The 21,275-nt window shown below is 36.4% G+C and carries 17 protein-coding genes; 5 read left to right on the forward strand and 12 right to left on the reverse strand.

Annotation, left to right across the window (positions count from 1 at the left end):
* Positions 1-1,488 (forward strand): FimV/HubP family polar landmark protein (locus XM47_RS19185; RefSeq protein ID WP_281175811.1); only part of this gene is annotated, 1,488 nt, incomplete at its 5' end.
* Positions 1,489-1,606: 118 nt separating this feature from the next.
* Here the strand turns inward: XM47_RS19185 and XM47_RS10215 are convergent.
* Positions 1,607-1,918: a DUF1330 domain-containing protein gene (locus tag XM47_RS10215; protein WP_048692231.1), complete on the reverse strand. Its 312-nt coding sequence runs from the start codon at positions 1,916-1,918 to the stop codon at positions 1,607-1,609.
* Between the two features lie 247 nt (positions 1,919-2,165).
* Between XM47_RS10215 and XM47_RS10220 the strand changes: the two genes are divergently transcribed.
* Positions 2,166-3,008 carry a type 2 periplasmic-binding domain-containing protein gene (locus tag XM47_RS10220; RefSeq protein ID WP_048692232.1) on the forward strand — a complete coding sequence of 281 codons (843 nt, stop codon included), beginning with the start codon at positions 2,166-2,168 and terminating at the stop codon, positions 3,006-3,008.
* On the opposite strand, the gene XM47_RS10225 is transcribed toward XM47_RS10220, so the two are convergent.
* The 5 genes from XM47_RS10225 to waaA all read right to left on the reverse strand — a co-directional run bounded on the left by XM47_RS10225 (position 3,005) and on the right by waaA (position 11,254).
* Positions 3,005-4,489, reverse strand: a complete 1,485-nt coding sequence (locus XM47_RS10225) for a polysaccharide lyase domain-containing protein (RefSeq protein WP_048692394.1) — start codon at positions 4,487-4,489, stop codon at positions 3,005-3,007. The two genes, XM47_RS10220 and XM47_RS10225, sit on opposite strands and share 4 nt — an antisense overlap.
* 562 nt (positions 4,490-5,051) lie before the next feature.
* Complete coding sequence (locus XM47_RS10230; protein ID WP_048692233.1) at positions 5,052-5,606, reverse strand: YbhB/YbcL family Raf kinase inhibitor-like protein; 555 nt, start codon at positions 5,604-5,606, stop codon at positions 5,052-5,054.
* 88 nt (positions 5,607-5,694) lie between these two features.
* Positions 5,695-6,504 carry a helix-turn-helix transcriptional regulator gene (locus tag XM47_RS10235; RefSeq protein WP_048692234.1) on the reverse strand — a complete coding sequence of 270 codons (810 nt, stop codon included), beginning with the start codon at positions 6,502-6,504 and terminating at the stop codon, positions 5,695-5,697.
* Between the two features lie 32 nt (positions 6,505-6,536).
* Entirely contained in the window at positions 6,537-9,704 is a 3,168-nt protein-coding gene (locus tag XM47_RS10240) for an HD domain-containing phosphohydrolase (RefSeq protein WP_048692235.1), read from the reverse strand.
* A gap of 215 nt (positions 9,705-9,919) precedes the next feature.
* Positions 9,920-11,254, reverse strand: coding sequence for a lipid IV(A) 3-deoxy-D-manno-octulosonic acid transferase (gene waaA, locus XM47_RS10245; protein WP_048692237.1), 1,335 nt, complete (start codon positions 11,252-11,254; stop codon positions 9,920-9,922).
* A gap of 250 nt (positions 11,255-11,504) precedes the next feature.
* On the opposite strand from waaA, the gene XM47_RS10250 reads away from it, so the two are divergent.
* Positions 11,505-12,554, forward strand: a complete 1,050-nt coding sequence (locus XM47_RS10250) for a glycosyltransferase family 4 protein (protein WP_048692239.1) — start codon at positions 11,505-11,507, stop codon at positions 12,552-12,554.
* Between the two features lie 18 nt (positions 12,555-12,572).
* Here XM47_RS10250 and XM47_RS10255 read toward each other — a convergent pair whose 3' ends face one another.
* From XM47_RS10255 to XM47_RS10265, 3 genes are read right to left on the reverse strand one after another with little or no spacing between them, the layout of a single operon-like run.
* Complete coding sequence (locus XM47_RS10255) at positions 12,573-12,839, reverse strand: YfcL family protein (protein ID WP_048692240.1); 267 nt, start codon at positions 12,837-12,839, stop codon at positions 12,573-12,575.
* A 2-nt stretch (positions 12,840-12,841) separates the two neighbouring features.
* Positions 12,842-13,972 carry an ATP-NAD kinase family protein gene (locus tag XM47_RS10260; RefSeq protein WP_048692241.1) on the reverse strand — a complete coding sequence of 377 codons (1,131 nt, stop codon included), beginning with the start codon at positions 13,970-13,972 and terminating at the stop codon, positions 12,842-12,844.
* A 19-nt stretch (positions 13,973-13,991) separates the two neighbouring features.
* A complete protein-coding gene (locus XM47_RS10265) occupies positions 13,992-14,531 on the reverse strand; it encodes an elongation factor P hydroxylase (RefSeq protein WP_048692243.1) in 540 nt (179 codons plus the stop codon).
* A gap of 159 nt (positions 14,532-14,690) precedes the next feature.
* Here XM47_RS10265 and XM47_RS10270 point away from each other — a divergent pair, with 159 nt between their 5' ends.
* Complete coding sequence (locus tag XM47_RS10270; RefSeq protein WP_048692244.1) at positions 14,691-15,713, forward strand: GGDEF domain-containing protein; 1,023 nt, start codon at positions 14,691-14,693, stop codon at positions 15,711-15,713.
* A gap of 31 nt (positions 15,714-15,744) precedes the next feature.
* Here XM47_RS10270 and XM47_RS10275 read toward each other — a convergent pair whose 3' ends face one another.
* A complete protein-coding gene (locus XM47_RS10275; RefSeq protein ID WP_048692246.1) occupies positions 15,745-16,389 on the reverse strand; it encodes a TcpQ domain-containing protein in 645 nt (214 codons plus the stop codon).
* 273 nt (positions 16,390-16,662) lie between these two features.
* On the opposite strand from XM47_RS10275, the gene XM47_RS10280 reads away from it, so the two are divergent.
* The gene (locus XM47_RS10280; protein ID WP_048692248.1) at positions 16,663-18,720 is read left to right on the forward strand and encodes a methyl-accepting chemotaxis protein; all 2,058 of its coding nucleotides are present in this window, start codon (positions 16,663-16,665) and stop codon (positions 18,718-18,720) included.
* 121 nt (positions 18,721-18,841) lie between these two features.
* Here XM47_RS10280 and lpxL read toward each other — a convergent pair whose 3' ends face one another.
* A complete protein-coding gene (gene lpxL / locus XM47_RS10285; RefSeq protein ID WP_048692250.1) occupies positions 18,842-19,765 on the reverse strand; it encodes an LpxL/LpxP family Kdo(2)-lipid IV(A) lauroyl/palmitoleoyl acyltransferase in 924 nt (307 codons plus the stop codon).
* 72 nt (positions 19,766-19,837) lie between these two features.
* Positions 19,838-21,178 carry an exodeoxyribonuclease VII large subunit gene (gene xseA / locus XM47_RS10290; protein ID WP_048692251.1) on the reverse strand — a complete coding sequence of 447 codons (1,341 nt, stop codon included), beginning with the start codon at positions 21,176-21,178 and terminating at the stop codon, positions 19,838-19,840.
* Positions 21,179-21,275 lie beyond the last annotated feature (97 nt).

The following is a 21,275-nucleotide window of genomic DNA, read 5'->3' on the forward strand; positions in this document are numbered from 1 at the left end:
GATAGTGACAAAGTTGAACTAGCCGATGAATTCGAACTAGATGAAGATTTTAGCTTAGATGCGGAATCAGATACTGATTTAGTCGAAGACGAGCTAATTGAAGATGATCTTGAAATCGAAGATTCAGAATCAGATTTAGAAAGTGATTTAACTGCAGCACCAGAAGACGCGACTGAATTAGACAATCTTGAAATTGAGCAGGACAGCGACAAAGTTGAACTAGCCGATGAATTTGAACTCGATGAAGATTTTGGCTTAGATGCGGAATCAGATACTGATTTAGTAAAAGACGAGTTAATTGTAGATGATCTTGAGACCGAAGATCCAGATTCAGATTTAGAAAGCGATTTAACTGCAGCACTAGAAGACGCGACTGAATTAGACGATCTTGAAATCGAAGAGCCAGAATCAGATTTAGAAAGCGATAAAACTGAAATATCGGACGAATTTGAACTCGGTGACGATTTTAGTTTAGATGCGGAAACAGACACAGATCTAGAAGAACTTGAGATAGATAGCGATTTGGTTTTAGATGAAAACCAAATAGAAGATGAAATAAACTTTGATGATTTAGTTGAAGATTTATCAGCTGAAACAACTAGTGCTCAAGATGACAACGAAGAACTCAGTTCTGATCTGGACGATATTGCTGATTTATCTTTAGACAGTTTATTAGATGATTCTGAGACAGAAACGAATCAAGCCTCAACCTATTCTCCGACTGAAAAATTAGATCTGGACGACCATTTTGAATCCGAATTTAATGAATTATTGTCAGAAGAAGAGAGTTTAAATACGGCTGATTCAACCCTGGATAGCAAAATCCAAGATGAGGAATTAGACTCATTACTCAATGCTGACTTTGATGAACTGCAAGCTGATCTTGAGGAAAGTGACGAAACGGAAGTCGATGAAGATGCAATTCCTGGCGACCTAGTTGTTGATTCCGCTGAATTACAAGAAATTGATGAATTTGAAAATACTAATTTTGATGAGTTACTTGAAAAGCTAACGATAGAAGAAAATAGCGACGCTGTACCAGAATCAAATAAAGATGAAGTGTTAGCTGATTTAGACATGGATGATCTACTTGCAGCTGAAGAAGAATCTATAGAGCTTGAAGCTAGTCAAGAAAGCGACGATGTTGAAACTGAAATAGTTGATGATATAGCTGACTTTGAACAAGAAGGGTTAGTGGATGTTGAAGATCTTTTAGAAGAGTTTGAATATGCAGAGCTCGACGCAGAGCCTTACAGTGAACCATTAAAAGATGTTGGTTTAGATGAGTTTATTGAAAAAGAAGATATTTCACTAGTCGATGTTGATAAAGAAGATAGCAATGGCATGCAAGCTAAACTAGATTTAGCTCGAGTTTATCTCGAGATTGATGACTATGAAAGTGCACAAACAGCGTTAGAAGACGTAATCGATAGTGGTGATGAGCAACAAATTCTTGAAGCTAAAGCATTGTTAGAAAGCTTAAAATAACGAGCTTTTCTAAAGCAAATATAGCCAGCCTAGTGATATTGACTAGGCACCAACTAATTTAGAATGAGACCCTGTAACGTATTCTGTGTAACTGCTAAGTTATTAAATTCCCGGATTTTTATTGTTGCGTACTTTTTTCTTGCAGAGAAATAGTTGTAATCGATTTTACTGAACTTTGAAAATATTTTTCTTTGATTTTAACGTACTCCGGATCAGAAAAAAAACGCTTCATGGCATCTTCACTTGGAAAGTCTATAGTAAAGACACGATTAATTGGCTTGTCACTTTTTGATTTTAAAACCTCACTCACTTTAAAATCAAAACCAAAATTACCACCAAATGAATTCAGTATTGGTAACATATTTTCGCGATATTTTTGATAACCTATTTCATCGATAACCTCGATACCCATTATTCTTTCAAATGCCATACTGACTCCAAATTAAACAAATAAGACTAAGAATTGATATTTATTTCGATCTAGCTATTTAAAATGAGAGTCAACGTAATTAATAAGATATTAAAAACAAAAGGTTAAGTTATTTTCATTACGAGTTTGTTTTTCTTTCGCGCACTGAGAACATTAAATAAAACAAAAGAGTCTTAATGCAGCAATACTCTTATCCTAAAAGTTAATACTTTGCTAAACTTTGATAAAGCCAATTAAGATCCTTATCATGAAACAATATAAACAAGTTACTGAAAAATCAGTAAGACTAGCGCTATTGAGCTGGTTTGTTATATTTATATGCTTTCTGCCAAATACCGCTATTAGTAAAACGATTTTATTAGTTACTCCAAGTAGTTCTCCGATTGACGTACGTGGTAATTATGCGAGTGGATTATTGATTGAAGCGCTCACTTTGTATGCGCCAGGTAAGTACAATGTGATTTTTAGTGAACCTATGAACGAAGCTAGAGCAGAAAGACAAATGCATGATGGAACTAACGTTCACGTCATGTGGGCTGCTGCCCGCAAAGAATGGAATGAGTCTTTAATTGTTATAAAACAGCCTTTATTAAAAGGTTTACTTGGGCAACGAGTCTTATTAATTAATAAGCACAAACAGCCGCTATTTGACCAAATAACTAATATAAATGAACTTAAAAAACTTAAGTTAGGTACAGGGCATGTTTGGTCTATCACTCGTATTTTTGAACAAAATAACTTTAACTTGGTGACTAGTTCTAATTATGAAGGTTTGTTTAAAATGTTGGAATTAGGCAGGTTTGATTACTTTCCGAGGGGGGTAAACGAAGTGATTGAAGAATTTAATAGTCGCAGCAAAAACTACCCCAATATGGTCATTGAACAAAATATTCTACTACAAACCGATTTGCCTGTTTATTATTACGTTACTCCTTCGGAGCCTAAATTAGCAGAAGATATTGCAGTAGGTTTAGATAGGCTAGTAAAAAATGGCGGGTTCGATAAACTGTTTAAACAACACTTTAGCCAGCTACAGCAGGAGTTACAGCTAGCTAAACGTAGGGTTTTTACGATCGCATCACCTCATTAGTATGCGCGTACCTTTATATAACTACAGCTGTTATTAGAAGCCAATTGTAGGATAGTGCCAGTAAAGCCATTTGAGCTAGTATACTTACTTGTCATTTCTACACTGCCACTACCGTCAATTGACGAAATAGAGCCTCTAAAGTCACAGCTTGGATTGGTATCACTATCCCAAAACTGTACATTTTCACCTGACAAATTTTGACCAAAATCTATACAAGTTGCACCAGACAAAGTGATTTCCGTTTTGCTGTTCCAGTTAATCGAAATTGTTGAATCACAGCCAGTTGGATCTGTGTTGTTGGCAGAATCATCATCTTGATTAGTTGGAGTTTCAGGGTTAGTCGGATCTTCTGGATCTGTTTCAGAAGGCGTAGAGCCACAACCATTGGTTAACTCGTCAAAGCACGCATAAGGGCCTTGGTATGCCTGTTCAATCGAACTATCCAATTGATCATCCATTTTATTTAATTGATAAGTAGCTTCTACGACTTTAGTACCACTGTCTAACCGAATGTTATTTTTCGCGTGAACTGTCTCTTCGAGAATTTTAAATATAGGAGAAGAGGATCTTAAGACAAATTCATTGTCATATATGTTAGACGATCTATGTTCTTGGTAGGTAAAAATAGCATGGGCAAGATTATTGTCGTTTTCCCAATCCATTTTGTTATATCTAACAATAACGTCTGTTCCTTTTAAATCGACAAAACTATCAGCAGCAGGGTTACCGCTTGTACCTATAATTCCTTTGCCACTTAAGTAATTTGACTCTATCACTGTACCTTTGGTGCCTGACTTAACATCAAATGTCTCAGCCGTTATGTTTGGCCCTATAGTACAACCACCAATCAAATTATAGTTACTCGAATCTAGGGTGGCAGATTCATGACCATTATGCGTACCAACATATACTCCTTCTCCGAAACCTTCTTTACCACTGCGTTTACCTGTATTGTGAATAAAACAGTTGGTTAATTTATTGTAAGAACTGGATTTTCGAAAATGGACTGCTTCTGCGCCAATATCTGACACTTCAATATTATCAATTTTGTTATAATTCGCGCCTTCAAGCATAATGCCTTTTTGTGCTGTTTTAAATTTCAAATCTTTAATCAACCAATGATCACCAGTTAAATACAAAATATAACCAGAATCGACATTTTCACCTCTTAATGTTTGCTTGTCAGATTTAGCGTAACTTCTAAGTACAATAGGATTAGAAGCTGTGCCACTTCGGTCACTATAAAAGTGAGCAGGGCTGCTTCCACTATTTGCTAGACCTTTTTGGCCTATATAAGTACCTGGGTAGACAATAATCTCATCCCCTGAGTTCGCATTCTTAAGCGCATTTTGCAGCTCAGTTGCAGAATAAACGTTGATATTTTCAGCTGCGAGATTAAACGATATGCCACAAGAAATTAACGATGAAGTACAAAGTGCAAATATTGCAGACATCTTGGTTTTGGTATTTATTTTTTTCATAAAAGAATGATCCCATGTGTTTAATTGTGTCAGAGTTAAGTATTCAAATGTAAACATTTACTTAACATTTAAAACATTAACACAACACAATTGGCCTGACAACATGATCATTTAGACAGTTGTTTTATTATAAATTCACTTTTCATTCGTTTAAATAACCTTAACTCGGGATAAGAAATTAGCTAGCCTCATTAAGTTATTGGTATTATTAGTTTTTTATTTATTGAAAGGTATTTTGTCTTAGAACAAGGCGAATTTGCGTACGTAATAGTTGGCTATTACTAGCGAATTCAACGCAGTTATCAGGAAAAAGACCCTCAAGAAAGCAAGTTGTTATCCCGAATTGAGGATAAATAACATAAATAAAACCTAATTTAGCTTATTTTAAATATTAATTGGTTACTTTATTAGGTTTAATATTACACTATTGGTAAGGTGGGTTTACCTTTATTGGGGTTTACGGTGTGCTGTTTTGAACAAAACTATGGGATAAGACTGGAGCAGGCGGCTTATTCAACCAATGCCATTATTGATTGAATAACTAGCCTGCTGCCTGAAAAAATTAGCGCTTATATAAAGCAGTTATACTGGCGGTTTCAATCGTATTTGCATTAATCATATAACCGGTTAGCGCACCAGAAGCATTTTCTGCTATATCTAGTTTTTCGACTGAGAGTGCATGCAAAGTAAATTTATAATTGTGGGTGCCATGCCCTTTTGGCGGACAAGCACCGCCAAAACCGGCGACACCGTAATCATTTTGTATTTGTTTGCTACCTGTAGGCATCTGATTTTGTTTAGCGCTGCCAGCATTGGTATCGAGTTGATTTACACTCACTGGGATATTAATGACTTGCCAATGCCACCAGCCGCTACCTGTTGGTGCATCGGGATCATATACTGTAATTGCAAAACTTTTTGTGCCTTTAGGTGGGTTACTCCAACTCAGTTGTGGAGACTTATCCTCACCGGTACAGCCAAAGCCAGCAAATTCATGTTTTTTAGACATGTACTGATTTTCCTCAATATCAGCGCTTTTTAGCGTAAAGTGATCAGCGAACAGACTACCGCTGCAAAAAAGGCTTAATACAGGTAAAAACTTAATTAAATTAGACATTTTAATTCCTTGCTTGTCGATTTATCGTGTTATCCATTCTAGGTATTTTAGCTATTTACGCTTTAACAAAAGCCGTCAAGTTTTTGCCTTAATCTGCCATTTTAGTTTTTCTCAGCTCAGATGGCGTTAAGTTAAATCGACTTTTAAACCTTTGGCTAAATCTAGCCGCGGATATATAACCACATCTTTCTGCAATGATGCCTATACTGTCTTCAGTTGTTTGCAGTAAATGAAGTGCTAAACCGAGTTTAGTTTGGTCTTTAATTTCTTGTAAACTGGTGTTTTCAGTTTTTAACCTTCGTCTTAATGTTGATTCGCTCATGGCTAATTTAGTACAAATTAAGGGTAATGATAAATCTTGAAAATGAGCTGCTTGGTATAACTTGAGTATTTGATGGCGAATGTTGGATTTAGCAATCATAGCTAATATATCTTGGTGCCCAAGTTCACACAATAAGTGTAATATTTCTTGTCTTCTTGATGGCAAGATAGCCTGTGGTGCCCACTCAGCACATTGAATAAATTGGTCTAAACATAAATTTAAGCTTTGTGTTACTTGGCCTTTATAAATGTTTTTTTCGACACGCTTTGGTGGGGCAAAACCACTAAAATCTTCTAATTCAAATTCTATTAATAACGCATAGTAGCTTTGTGCTTTGGGGATATTTCTCATGTTTAAGCTGGAAGTATCAGCTAAAAAGACAAATTCACCTGATTGGCAACTAATAGGAGTTTCTTTACCGACAACCTTTTCACCATTGATTACAATAATTAAAGTCGGCTTTAAAATAGGCACATTTAACAGCCGTTGTTGCTGGATTGACGTGTAGACAGAAAAAGGCAAGTTAATTACATTTTTTTCAAGGATTCGTTCAATATTTTGTTTAAGTTGTTCCATGTTATACCTTGAAGCTTGAGCAATGCCCAAATTTACGCTTTACTCAAGTACTTAGTTATATCAACCTTATCTATTTGTGCATCACTTAGATATTTTTTTGCGTATTTTAAATAAATACCTGAGGTTAAAAATAACTCAAATACGTCTTGGTCGACATGCTGATCTTTGACCATTTTAGCTAGTATATCAATTGCAACACTGAGTGGTTTAGCTTTTTTATAGGGTCGATCTGCTGCTGTGAGTGCTTCAAAAATATCCGCTAGAACGAGTACTCTTTCAGGTACAGATAGGTCATCTTTACTGAGCTTTCTAGGATAGCCAGTACCAATTAGAGTCTCATGATGGGTAGAAGCATATCTGGGCACTTTAGAAAGCTCAGGTGGAAATGGCACATTCTCTAACATTTTTATCGTGCTGATAATGTGTTCATTAATTTTATACCTATCTTCAGCAGTTAAGGTGCCTCGCTTTATTTTTAGATTATACAGTTCGCCCAGATTATATTTATACGCAGGTGGCTGAATTTTAATGCCGTGCTTTTCGTCGTAAGAGATAGCTTTATCGTGTTGAATTAAATGCTCGGGTTTGTCAGATAATAAATGTTCAGTGACTGGGAGCCTTTCTTCATCGAGCGAAACTCTCAGCTCTTCAATGGGTGACAAACCTATCTTATCGTCAAAATTACGTTGCCAAGTGATCTTAGCGAGTTGCTCTAGCCTTTGCGTATTCTTCTCATCCATAAACTCACCACCAACATTGGTTGAGGCAATAAAAGAAAAATTTTTGATTAAATCAGATTGTTGGCGTTTTAGCTTACGTTTTAGCGCCAGTTTTCGTTCAGGATGTTGAATCATATTTTGATAATAATTGATTTCGGCATCTCGCCATAAAACTTCAAATCTCATCCTAATTTCGTGAATTCGATTATAAATAGTTTCTAATTTAGTGCCTTTATCAACTATGTGTTCAGGTGTGGTTATTTTGCCACAGTCATGCAACCAAGCGGCTAAACTAAATTCCCTAAACTCATCTTCATTATTAAATTTAAAATCTTTAAACGGCGCATTATTATTTAATGCTGCTTCTTTCGCTAGCATAATGCCTAACTCTGGTACTCTTTCGCAATGTCCTGCTGTATATGGTGATTTATCATCAATCGCTTGGGCAATTAATTCTATAAAGGACTCCATGAGTGCTTTTTGATTATTTTCATGCTCTTGAATCGATTTACTCATATCTACCATAGACGTTGCTAGTTTTTGAATTTCGATAACACTGCTTTCCATGGTGGTGACTTGGCTAAATTGGCGGTTTTTAATTTTTTGGTTTTCTAAAACCAAACGTTTAATTGGTGAAACTATCGGTGTAGCAAAAAACCATGAAATAGGCAAAATCAGTAATAAACTTGCAGTTGTGATGGCGATGGATACTTTTATTTTTTCTCGACTTGAGGCCAAAACCGACGACTTTGGTACTGTAATCGCCAGATAATCTGTCTTGTTTTGATTAATGCTGATTGGCATCATATAAACGTATTTTTCTACCTCATTTAACTCGACTTCCAAAAGTTGAGAGAAATTAGATGTCTGTTTAATTAATTGCGTCAACTCAGAGTAGGGCACAGTACCTATAGTTTTAATTCCTTTCACTTGGCCATTATTTAACCATTTATCGTCTAAAGCTGCGAGGTAATTTGCTGGTATCTGCTTAATCGCAAAATTGAGTAAATTAATTAAATCTTGTTGATTTTTTTGGACGAGCAAGTGGATGGAACTTGGTAATACGTTTTCTGACAAATGGCTCAATGAATGATATTGAATATTCTTGATGAAAAATTGGTTTTGCATATATCTTAAAACCACTTCATTATCTAAACCTGCATCGACTTTTCCTTGGCTAACTTGCTGCAATAAACTTCTCGTGTCAGCAACTTCAATAATTTTTATTTCGGGGTATTTAGACTTTACTACTTCGATGATTGACCATCCTTTTGGAATGGCTAGCGTTTTGTTTGAAAGTTCGGAAAGTTCAGTAATAATAGGCAAATTAGGTTGTGTCACAATTGAAAAGGGTAGCTCTAACAGCGCTTCACTCAGTAAGCCCTTATTTTTATTTGTTGAGGTATAAAAAACGGAGTGGAGCATATCGATTTCTTGCTTGTCGAATTTCTCAACTAATTCACTCCATGTAAAACCATTAATAAAGGTGATAGGTAAATTGAGCATTTCTGAAATTGCATAGAGTAAATCAATACCGTAGCCATGCGGCTCACCACCAACACTAAAGTCGATGGGGGCCCAATTGCTTTCATTCGAAATAAAAATATTAGGGTACTTAGTTAAAGTGGCTAATTGTTGTTGATTGAGTGTTAGCGGCGTCAACTCTGGTAACCGAGAAGTTTCATTTTTCTGGTTGGAAGCAATTAATTCCCCTAATTGATTGAAAATATACATTTCGCTTTCGAGTAAGCTGGTTTCATTTTGCTCAATTAAATAATCCGATAAATTGGATAAGGGGATATCGGCAGCTAAAACTGTGTTGCTATTGTTTAATCTGATTGAATAAGTTTGCCCTGGAGCCTGTAAATGACTAAATAAATAGGGTTGGGTCTTATTTACTTTGTCCACTTGAGCTTGTGTAAACCAGACTCTTTCTTTTGGATTGTAATTTGTTGTTTCTGTTCGGGTGACTCTTAAGTTGAAGTTTTCATCGTAATAGTGAGTTTTTTTTATTTTATTTTGGATATCAACAACTAGCCATCTGTCACTGACATTTGCTTGATATTGTTGGCGCACAGTTTGGCTGGTATTTAAATTTATGACTTCGTAGAAATGTCCATTGTCATAGCCGACATATAAGGCATAAAGCAGAGGGTTTGTTTCAATTATTTGTGACAACAAAGAACGAAGTGCTACTTTATCCGTACTTTGTTTATCTATGATCTCTTGGCTTTTGGAGAGAATTCGAATCGTATTCTCAGCATTTTCGTTTATTTGTTTTAAATAGTTTGCTGTGTTTTGCGTGGTTAGATTAAATAGTTTAACTTTAGACTCAATTGCAAATTTTTCACTGAAGTAATATTGAAGACTGATAGCAACCGTCGCGGTGACAAATGTGGAAAATATAAAGATACTTACAACGGTTAGTCGAATAGAAAACTTAATCTTCTTTTTTACTTTTTTTAGGCTAGTCAGCAGCATATAAACAATCCATGTTTTTAAAATATTAATCTAGCACAAAAATGAATTCAGAATAGACATTTTAGTACTATGATGAGACTAAAAAACCTAAACTCGAGATAATAACTTGCTTTCTTGAGGGACTTTTTTCCGACAAATGCGTTGAATTCTCAATTCAATTAACAGCGAGAGGGAAATCATTTTTTCGGCTAACCAAATTAATTATATGGTGACAGCTAATTCAATGATTTTTGCATAGTATAGTTCTTAGCTATTTCGGTTGTTTTTCTGAGTTTAGCTAGAGAATGTTGTTGTTGAATATAGGTTAAGGTTTTTTGTTGAGCCCCCTGAAATGCTAGCTGGCATTCAAATGCATTACGTCCTAGTGCTTGCCTAAGCTCATCATTACATAATAAGCCGGTTACATGATGTGCTAACTCAGTCGCGTCATTTACCATTTTAACGGCACTTTTTTCGGCTAAAATCTGGTAACTTTGTTCAAAATTAAAAATATGTTGGCCCGTGATAATGGCTTTGTTTTGACAGGCGGCTTCAAATGGATTGTGTCCACCTCTTTCAACTAAACTCCCGCCAACAAAGACAATATCGGATAGTCCAATATAAGTCATCATTTCACCTAAGCTATCGCCAATTAAAACTTCACAGTTCGTTCTGAGCTTTTTATTTCGAATCAATTTGCTACGTCTGCTACAAGTGAAAGTTTTCCTAGTTAAATTGTAAACTTGATCAAATCTATCTGGGTGTCTTGGTACCAGAATTAATAGGGCATCAGGTATCTGCTCTAGCAGTGACTCATGTGCTTTTAGTATTTCTTCTTCTTCCCCTTTGTGTGTACTCGCCGCTAACCAAACTGGGCGATTTAATTGCAATTCTTGACTCAGTTTTAAAGTTTCTTCGCTTTGTAGGCTAGAGCATGTGGTATCAAACTTAATGTTGCCTGTTTTGATTATTTTATGTCTATGACAACCTAGTTGGTGAAACCTGAGTTTATCGGCTTGAAATTGCGCACAAACCAAATCGATATTTTGCATCATTAGTCGTGTCAGGGGGGCAAATTTTTTGTATCCCTTTGCCGAGCGCTCTGACAATCTAGCGTTAATTACCATAACTTGCGCGCCAGATCGTTTCGCATGACGAATTAAATTTGGCCAGAGTTCAGTTTCCATCAGGACTAATAAACTCGGTTTAATTTGATCAATAAATCGTCTTTGTATGATTGGTAAATCAAAGGGAAGATAACAATGAGTGACTCTATTGCCAAAGGTTTGTTTAATTTGTTCTGAGCCAGTTGGTGTTGTACTAGTAATAGTGACAGCAGTATCTGGATTGTTGTTGATAAAGGCTTCAATAATCGGCGTTGCAGCTATGGTTTCACCTAATGAAGCTAGATGAAATAGTACGCCATTTGCTTCAACCTTAATATCTGATTTACCAAGCCGTTCATCCCATCTAAATCCATACTCAGGTTGCTTTTTAGATTTTCTTTTTAACCTTAGGAGTAGGAGTGGTAATAACAGTCTTAGTAGTTGGTTGTAAATAAATTGGCTCATATTAAACTCAGGATCCTTTATTTAATCGTAAGGCTAAGTTTAAATCGTGTAATTTTGGTGAAATAAAGATGACGTATTTTTTACTTTGGTTTAGTTGGCGTACTTACCAGCCGTCATAAATTTTATACTTAGTTGACGCAAAAATTTAATCTGTCTTTGTTAACCTTGGATGACAGTTAAATTATGTTTTAGTCATTTTACTATTGACTAAGTTGAGTGCTTCTTGGTGTTGAATGATAGGTTGAATAAATTGAAGTTAGATTTTGAAACACAAGTGATTCTGGGCAATACAAATCCTAAGTTTTCTGGTGTCACTTCTACTATGCTACAAACAAGTAAAATCCAAAAAACACTAATTAAACTTGCTATTCTGGGTAATCACCATGTTGACAATAGCATACCAACTTTAACATTTTGGCAGGCTGTAAAGCTTTGCCGTAAGCCTTTACCTTCGGGGTTATTTCGTATTTATCACGCTCGCCGCAATGATGAAATGATACAGGCGCTGATTTTAAAACATCTTTTTGGCTGCAAAATCAAAATCCTATTCACTTCAACAGCGCAAAGATACCACTCTAAACTTACTTGTTTTTTGATGTCTAAGATGGATGCTGTGATTTCAACTTGCACTCAAGCCGCTAATTATTTGTCAGTTCCACCTAGCGCTATTGTACCGCATGGAATAGACACCAAGCGCTACTTGCCTGCTACAAACAAAGCTGAACTGGTTGAAAAGCTTGGCTTTAACCAGCAAAAGCTAATTGGTATTTTTGGCCGAGTGAGGGCACAAAAAGGGATTCAAATTTTTGTTGATGCCTGTTTAGCCGTGTTAAAGAAACAGCCAGGCTACACAGCGATTATTTGCGGTGCTTGGGATGATAAAGCCTTAGTCGAGCAGCTTAAAATTAAAATTGCATCATCCGGTTTAACCGAACAAATTGTGTTTTTAGGCGAACAAAAATTTGAGCAAATTCCAGAGTTGTTTAAAGCTTGTTCTATTGTGATGGCGCTTAGTGACAACGAAGGCTTTGGTTTAACTGCGCTTGAAGCTATGAGTTGCGATGCGGCTGTCATTGCGACTCAAGCGGGTGCTTGGCCGGATGTAATCGAAGATGGTGTTGACGGGTATTTAATTCCCATTAAGGATACTCAAAGTGCAATTGACAGGCTTAATTTTTTAATCGAAAAACCGAGCTTAACTGAGAAAATATCGAACGCGGCGGTAAAAAAAATTCGTGATAAATATTCGATTGAAACTGAAGCAAATGCATTGGTTAACATTTATCAACAGCTTCAATAATAAATCAATTGGGGACATTTATAATAAAGATGCCCACAGTGATTTAACTAACACTTGGTCTTCATCACTTAGCTCACCAGCAGCAATTGCTTTTTCTAATGAATCATTTGTTGCTGAAATTATGTTGTCTATGGTCATCTTGTTATCGTTTTCTAAATAACCAGCTGCCAGCATTATGTGACCCCTTAAATAACCGCTTGTGAATAAAGTGTCTTCATCTGCATTAGCGACTAGCGCGTCGAGCTTGTTTTCAATCTCATCTAAAAATTCTTGTGCTTGTTGCATGCTTACTCCTCGAAAGCGATAGGGTAAATAATACTATCTTTATACCCTGTGATAATTTGAATAGGGCCAGACAAGCGCTTATTTAAATTAATATCTGGCGTGTCGACTAGTAAGGGGCGGCCCTCTAATTGATGAATTTTAGCTTTTGTAGCGATTAAATGTATATTTTCTTTTCCTATATGGGATATCACTCGGCCACTTAATTGTTGGTTGCCTCGACCAAACACATGACCTTGCCCGCCGATGGCGGTAATGATGAGTTTGACTTGTGGATGGTCTTGCAGCAGTTGCCAAATTTGCTGCTCGGTTAAATCTTGGGCGATTAATTCATGGTTGAGTAGGGCATCAACCCCTAACAAAGTTGATTCTAATCCAAGCTCATCCATAAAAGCTTTAGTGGTTGAGCCTGAGCCAACTAAATACAAGGTGTCATCTTCTAATTCATCAATTAAATGCGCGCATATATCGGCGATGACAAGCTCTTCTTGCTCTTTTCCTGAGTTTTTCACCGCTTGGACGTATCTGAGATCCAGTGGCACTAACATTTCAGAATAGCGCTTTGCGCGAACTATGCCTTGTCTAAATAAACTCTCGTCTATATCCATTACGTCCGCTTCTGCCAGAGATAACATTTCACCTAGAATCATTTTTCTTGTCACTCTGCCTGCAGCTGTCGGTGTAATAGCATACACGCCAGAATGGATTTTACAGCCAGCGGGTATCCCTAAAACGGGTATGTGCTCTGAAACTACAGAGGCTATGTTTCTGGCGGTGCCATCACCGCCAGCAAATAAAATTAAATCAACACCTTTGGCCTCTACTGCTTTAACAGCAGCAATGGTGGAATCTTCGGTAGTAGGCTGCTCAGCTTGATAAACCACTTGATGTGATAAATTTAATTGCTGGCAGCAAATTTCGCCCATCTCACCGCTTACGGTGATAATCTCAAATTTATCCGTGATATCAGAGAGGGTTTGTAACGCTTGTTCTGCTCTTTGGTTAGCTTGTTTGGTTGCGCCTAAAGCCAGTGCTTTTCGCTGTGTTTCTTCACCATCACTGCCTTTAAGTGCAACAGAGCCGCCAATACCTGCAACTGGATTAATGATGAGGCCGAGTTTAAATATGTTCATCATATGATATTTGTCTGCTGCCTTAACTTTCGTCTAAATTAAACTGTTCTAAACAGAGTTTATTTGGCGTCTGATAAAACTGACTTAAAGCCTCTACGAGTTGTTCGACTCGTTTAGGTAAACCTTGGCTTAAATAAATTTGTACTTGCTGGTGGATCTTAGCTCTAAATTGATGCCTGTCGGGTTCAAATTCGCCATTTAGGTTATCGCAACTGACTTTAAAATTAAAATTAGCCGCAGTTGAAAGTATCCACTCTATTGCTTGTGGTTTAATTTCAACTTGTTCAAATTGAATTTGTTGTGATTCATCTCGGCCATCTGGATTGTACCAGTAGCCATAATCAATTTGTTTTCTTCGCGCTTCACCAGCAATACACCAGTGGGCAATTTCGTGTAATGCGCTGGCATAAAAACCATTGGCAAACACGACCTGATGATATGGCGTTTTATCATCTGCGGGTAAATATATCGGCTCGTCAACACCGCTAATTAAACGAGTCTTAAGCTGTGGGAAAAACAAGTTATCAAAAATTTCGATTAAGTCTTTAATTCGATGTGGCATTTATAGCTGAACTAAGATGGATATGAATACCTATTCTAACGGCTTTTAAAGCGTAAATCAGCTTGAAATCTCGTTTGTTAAATATGTTTTTAAGTTTATACTTCTATAAGAATCATTTATTTTTAAAGTGTTTAGATAAACTCATCTGTTAAGGCTGCTATGAACTGGGAAAACATCCATCAAATTCTTGAGAAAATGACATCGCAAACTTCAGTAGCAAGTCTAAATGCTGTTGGATTAAATTATTGTCAGAAAATGCTCTCTCAGTATGATTATCGAATTTACTTGAATCATCATATGCATGGCTGCGATGAATTAGATATTGCTTATGTTAATGGCTCTGCAAAGCCTGAACAGAGCGAAATTAAAATCGTAAAAGAACTTAGTAGTGGACGTAGTTTGATGCCTTATTGCTTCGAAGAGCAAGGGTATCAATATATATGTGTTCTAAACGATGGTTATACTCTAGCTTTATTTGTGTTTAAAACCGGCGTTGAGGCGAATGATGTATCACGTGTTGGGGTATTAAAAACACTCGTTACCATATGGTCAAATCAGCTCAAAGTTTTATATTTTTATCAAAGAGATGCATTGACTGGTTTGTTTAATCCAAATATTTTTATTGATGCGATTAGCGGTAACAGTTTTTACTCTGATTCTGTTCTGGGTGATGATAACAATTTGAAGCCCGCATTAGAGCGTAGGGATAATATGGAAGCACCAAGTTCACATGGTGTTGCATTAATTGATATCGATGATTTTAAGTTAGTAAATAACAGATTTGGTCATACTATAGGTGACGAAGTTTTAATTAAACTTTCGAAACTACTTGAATTATCATTTAGAGAAAGTGATTTAATTTGTCGTTATAGTGGCGAAGAGTTTGCTGTATTACTTAGATATGTCAGCAAACGCACGGTGGAAGATGTGTTGGAAAGGCTGCGAACTCGCGTTGAAGAAACGCATTTTCCAAGAATAGAGTCAATTACTGTCAGCATAGGTTTTACTATGACAGTACCTGGTATTTTAAGTAGTGAACTAATTGAGCGTGCCACGAAAGCTATGCGACACGGTAAAGAAACTGGCAAAAATAAGGTAATTAGTTACGATACTATGGTTAAAGCGACAGGTGATTCATTTGGTGCTAGCCGCTTAGAAATCGGTGAAATCGAACTATTCTAGTCGTTTTATATTTGTTGGCTTGCTAGTCATCCTATCTGAATATGTGCCATATATTGCTATCAGCAGAACGGGCTGGGACACAATTTTGTCGGACGAAATGCTCTATTTTATCCGTGATAACTAAAGTTCTTTGTCTTGGACAAAAAAGGCCATGAACGTCTTGTTCAAAATCACTATCAATAGCCGTTGCCATTTTATATAAGGTACCGACAGCGGTTTCATCTACCCTAAAAGCTAATTTGACAACAAAATCTCTATCAAGCCACCAAATCAAATTAACATTCTCTTCCTCTGCAATGTGCTCAAGACGGTTACGTAATGTATCTCCCGCCACAAAGCGACGATTTTTACGTTCACCTACCCAGTTTTTACTCATGGGTTGAGTGGTAGTTCCAATTTTTTTTAATTCATTCGTTAACGTGGAATTAGGTCTTTTTAAATGAATGACGAATTGTTGGCCATCTGGATTGGATTCTTCCTCAAACTTTCTTTTTAGCTCGGCATAAAAGTCACTTAATCCTTTTGCTGCTGCATTTGTAGTTGTCGAAAAGTTGCTTGAAGTAGCGTCCGAGTTTTTGGTTTTAACGTCATAACTAGGCGCTTCATAAAATATGACATAAACACCTAAAAAAATTAAAAATGCTGCCGCAGCTAAATGACGGATCCAGAACCACATAAATTAATATATCCAGAAATTAATGATGAACGCATCTTGACCTTGTCTTTTATTAATATCAAGAAAAGGTTAACTGATTTGACTATTTTGTTTGCTTTTAAGTTTTGCACCTAGATTAAAAATCCTAGCTGTTATCGCTCATTTGGGTGAAAAATTAAAAATAAACCCTAGAAATTACTAACGAAGTTTCCTAATTGACCGATTATGATTATAGTTAACTACTTAATTGTATCGTATTGAAGTTTACAAAAATAAAAAAATGATGAGGCCAGTATGAATTTGATTCATCAAATCAAAATAAAAACTCGTATAATTCTTTTAGTCCTGATTCCATTGGCGGCCACAATCTTTTTTGCTTTAGATAAATTAGAGCAAGCTAATAGAGAAGTTAGAAATGTTGAACAACTAGAAGTATTACAACAATATATTTATAAAATATCGCCTCTGATTTCTGGGTTAGAAAAAGAAAGGCTTTATACTCGGCTGTTTTTAAATTCTATTGATAAATCTAACCCCATGGGTGACAGTCAATATAAACAGGCTTTATTATCGAGTCGATCACCAGTCGATAAGGCGAAAGCCAGCTTCTTGGCGATGGTATCAGAGACTGAAAAATTCAGTGATTTTACTGTGTTATTAGAATACATAAATAAAATAAAGCAGCTGGAACAGCAATTAAACTTAGTTCGGAATATGGCAGATCAAGGGTTGAAGAATAAACCGGATCCAAATAACCCAGGAGCAAAAATTTGGACTTTGTTATCGCTAAGAAACTTGACCCAAACCTTGATTGATAGTGTTCACCAGGTTGTATTACTAACGAGTGGTAATAAGGACTTATCTAATTTAGCAAATGCCTACCATAATCTAATGTATGCCAAGCACACTTCATTATTATCGACTGGCTCTTATTATGCCGCACTACAAAAAGTTTTGTCTGGGAATAGTTTTGGCGAAATTGTGAAGCTAGCCTATGTGGAAAATATCTATACCCAAAAGTTTATTAGTTTCGCGCCAGATGATTTAGTTGATGTGTTCAAACAAGAACTGGCGGGTCAGGCTTTTTATCGTGATGCACAAAATAAATTTGAACAAATTCGACGAAAAAGTAATAAGGTGATTGGTACAGATATAGGTGAAAGTAAAGATGATTGGATAGAACAAGGCTTACAAATAAATGCTGCCTATACTCGTGTCACCGAAAGAGTACTAGATAAAATTGAAACCGTAAAAAATGAGTTAATGGAGCAAGCTAATAATGCGGTGCAAAATACAATTATATTTATAATCGTGTTACTGATTATTTTAGTTGCTGTATCAACTAAAATCATTGCCAGTATCAATTCACCTTTAAAGCAATTGATGGGCGATTTAAAGCAACTGGCAGAATCAAAAGATATGACACTGCGTAGTCATTTGCCTGGTAATAATGAACTAAGTAATGTTGGTAGCGTATTTAATTCCCTGATCGAGACTTTTGAACAAACTTTATCAGCGGTTAGGCAAAAAATACTTTCTATGGATGAAACGACAACTCAAGTTTCTAGCGCGATGCAAAGTTCGATGAAATTAATTGATAATCAAAAAATTGCGACAGATAGTATCTCAGTGGCCATCAATCAAATGACTTCAACTATTATCGAAGTTTCAAAAATGTCATCATCCACTTCAGATACGGTTAAGCGTGTTTATGATTTATCTGTTGAAAGTGAAAAAGACGCAACTCAATCTAAAATTACTATGGATCAGCTGTTTGAAGAGCTTGGAAATACCTGTCATATAGTTGAAAACTTAAATGAAGAAGCAAGTCAAATCAGTAATATTTTACAGGTTATTAAAGGGATTTCTGAGCAAACTAACTTATTAGCTCTTAATGCTGCGATAGAGGCTGCAAGAGCAGGTGAAGCGGGGAGAGGATTTGCTGTGGTAGCTGATGAGGTAAGAGAATTATCTAAGCGGACTCAAGATTCAACAGAGCAAATCCAAGCTCAAATTGAGACTTTAACAAGCGGAGCAGCCGCTGCATCGGCAAAAATGGTGACACTGCAAAAGAATGGCCAGAGTGCAGTTCAAGTTGTTGAGAAGAGCACTCAAGCCTTTTTAACGATTAAGTCTGAGTTAGACCAAATTACTGAAATGGCCGTTCAGATAGCAGTCGCTTCAGAGCAACAAACTAACGTTGCAGAAGAAATTAATGAACGAATTCATGTGATTAAAAATGAATCGGACGTTATGTACCAACAAGGCAATGAAACAATGAAGTCGACCGAGAAACTATCGTTAAATGGGGTCGAACTTAAACATGATATTGATGTATTTCATTTTAAATAAACTGGTAAAGGTAGGAAGTTAGTTAATATTAACTAAAATATTCTGCTGGGGTTAAGAGATTAAGCAGTTAAAAAGCTAGGTGTATTGGCTCATAAAAGACCAATACACATCAGTGAAAGAATTAATCGTATAAAGAAGGGTCTTTTCTATTTGGTCTAGTTTTAAACCGTCTATGGACCCACATATACTGTTCTGGAGCACACCTTATTGCTGTTTCCATGTCCTTATTCAATCTTGCTGCATCGGCTTTATCATCACCACTCGGATAGTTTTCAAGTGCCGGATGAAAAGTGATTTTGTAGCCTTTGTTATTATCTAGCCGTTGAGTTTGCACTAGCAAAGTTTGGCAGCCGGATTGTCCTGCGAATAAAGTGGTACCTGTAGTGGTACAGGCTTGCTGCTCAGCGAAAAAGGGGACAAAAACAGCTCTTCTTTTACCATAGTCCTGATCTGGTAAATAAAAACAAGCTTCATTATTTTCGAGTGCGCTTAATAAACCCTTTACGTCTCTCGCACCGATTAAATAACGATTATCTCTGCTTCGTCCTTTTACTTGGAAGTATTCCATTAAAGCATTGTTATGCGGGCGGTAAAAAGCAACACATGGGTGTTTTTGCCCAATGATCCTACCGGCAACTTCTAAACATAAGTTGTGGTAAGCAACTAATAACACGCCTTTTTCATGCTTAAGCGCATTCGTTAAGTTATCTAAACCTTCATAATGACTGATCTTATTAATTCGCCATTTCGGCCACCACCAAGCTATAGCAGATTCAAATAGTGCCGTGCCCGTGGATTCGAAATTTTTGATTAAAAGGCTTTGTCTTTCCGCATTTGATAATTCTGGGAAACTAATTTCTAAGTTTCTTAAAGCGACTTTCCGTCGGCTTTTAACAACCTTGTATAATAACCGACCGAGTAGTCGACCAAGCTGCATTTGAAACGCGTAAGGTAACCAAGAAATTATGTATAAAAAGCCGATGCCTATCCAAGTAAATATATATCTAGGGTGAAAAAATTTTAGGCTGAATTTTGTACTTTCCAAACTACTTTCCAAACTATCTTTGATTTTAGCCGAGCATTGTAAGCCAAAACAAAAGATTAAGAAATATTAGCTTTACTTGTGTTGAACAACCTTTGTAACTTTACTTTCGATAACGCCGTCATTTAATTTGGTAATCAGTATTTCATCCTGATCTATCTGGCTGACAGATTTTATGATTTCAGCGGTTGGTTTTTGGCTAATCGAATAACCTCTAGATAAAGTTGCTAGTGGACTGTAAGCATTTAATTTACTAATGATAAGAGCCATAGCGTTTTGCTTAGCGGTTAGTGCTTGTTCGATATTTACGGTCAGCTTTTCATCTAGGCGGGATAATTTTTGTCTTAATGTTTCAATTTTTATCGCGGGATCATGTTGGCTCAATTTGTGTTCAAAAAACACAAAATCTCGCTTATGTTTTTCGACCCTATTGAGTATGCTGGTTTTTAAACGCCATTCGTATTCATCTAGTTTTTGCTGCTGATTGGCAACTTTGTATTTAGGGTCTAGTTTATTTAATCTAAGCTCTAGTGAATTTAATGCCTGATGTTTACTTGCGAGTAGGTGTCTTGATTCACTTAACAGACTTTGTTCTAGGTTTTCTAGCTTTTGTAAAATCTTGGTATTTTTTTGACTAATAATCTCTGCTGCTGCAGAAGGCGTGGCGGCTCTGAGATCCGCAACAAAATCTGCAATTGTAGTATCAGTTTCGTGACCAACAGCACTGATGACAGGTAAATCGCTGGCGGCAATTGCACGGGCGACAATTTCTTCATTAAATGCCCATAAGTCTTCTAGCGAACCACCACCTCTGCCAACTATGATTAAATCATTGTCTTGATTGGCATTGGCAGCAACTATTTGCTCAACAATTTCCGCTTTAGCTAAATTTCCTTGGACATTACATGGATAGATGTTGATTTGAATATTCGGACTCAGCCTTTGCATTATGCTCACCATATCGTGCACTGCAGCGCCTTTAGCTGAGGTTACTATGGCAACTTGTTCAATAAAATCGGGTAGGGGCTTTTTATTTTCAGCTGCAAATAAGCCTTCGTTCGATAGTTTTAGTTTTAATCTATCAAATGCTTGCTGAAGTTGGCCTAAGCCAGCTGGCTGCATACTTTCAATTATTAGCTGATACTCACCTCTAGGGTGGTACAGACTGACATTTGCTCTGACTAATACTTGGTCACCGTTTTTTGGCGTAAATGTCACTTTTCGATTTGAGCCTTTAAACATGGCACAGCGTACTTGAGAATCAGCATCTTTTAATGACAAATACCAATGACCTGAAACCGCTTTGGTTAAATTAGAAATTTCAGCTTCAAGCCAAATTGAAACAAAGTTAGATTCGAGTAAATATTTAATTTTATTATTAAGCGCGCTAACTGAAAATATTTGAGGTGATGTCATATATAAGTATTGAAAAAGTTATTTATTTGTCATTTAGAACTGATCTTACGCTTTATTTGAAAATATATTCAAATAAAATCACTTATATTGCTTTTTT

This window comes from Catenovulum maritimum (assembly GCF_001050375.1).
Classification (GTDB): Bacteria; Pseudomonadota; Gammaproteobacteria; order Enterobacterales; family Alteromonadaceae; genus Catenovulum; species Catenovulum maritimum.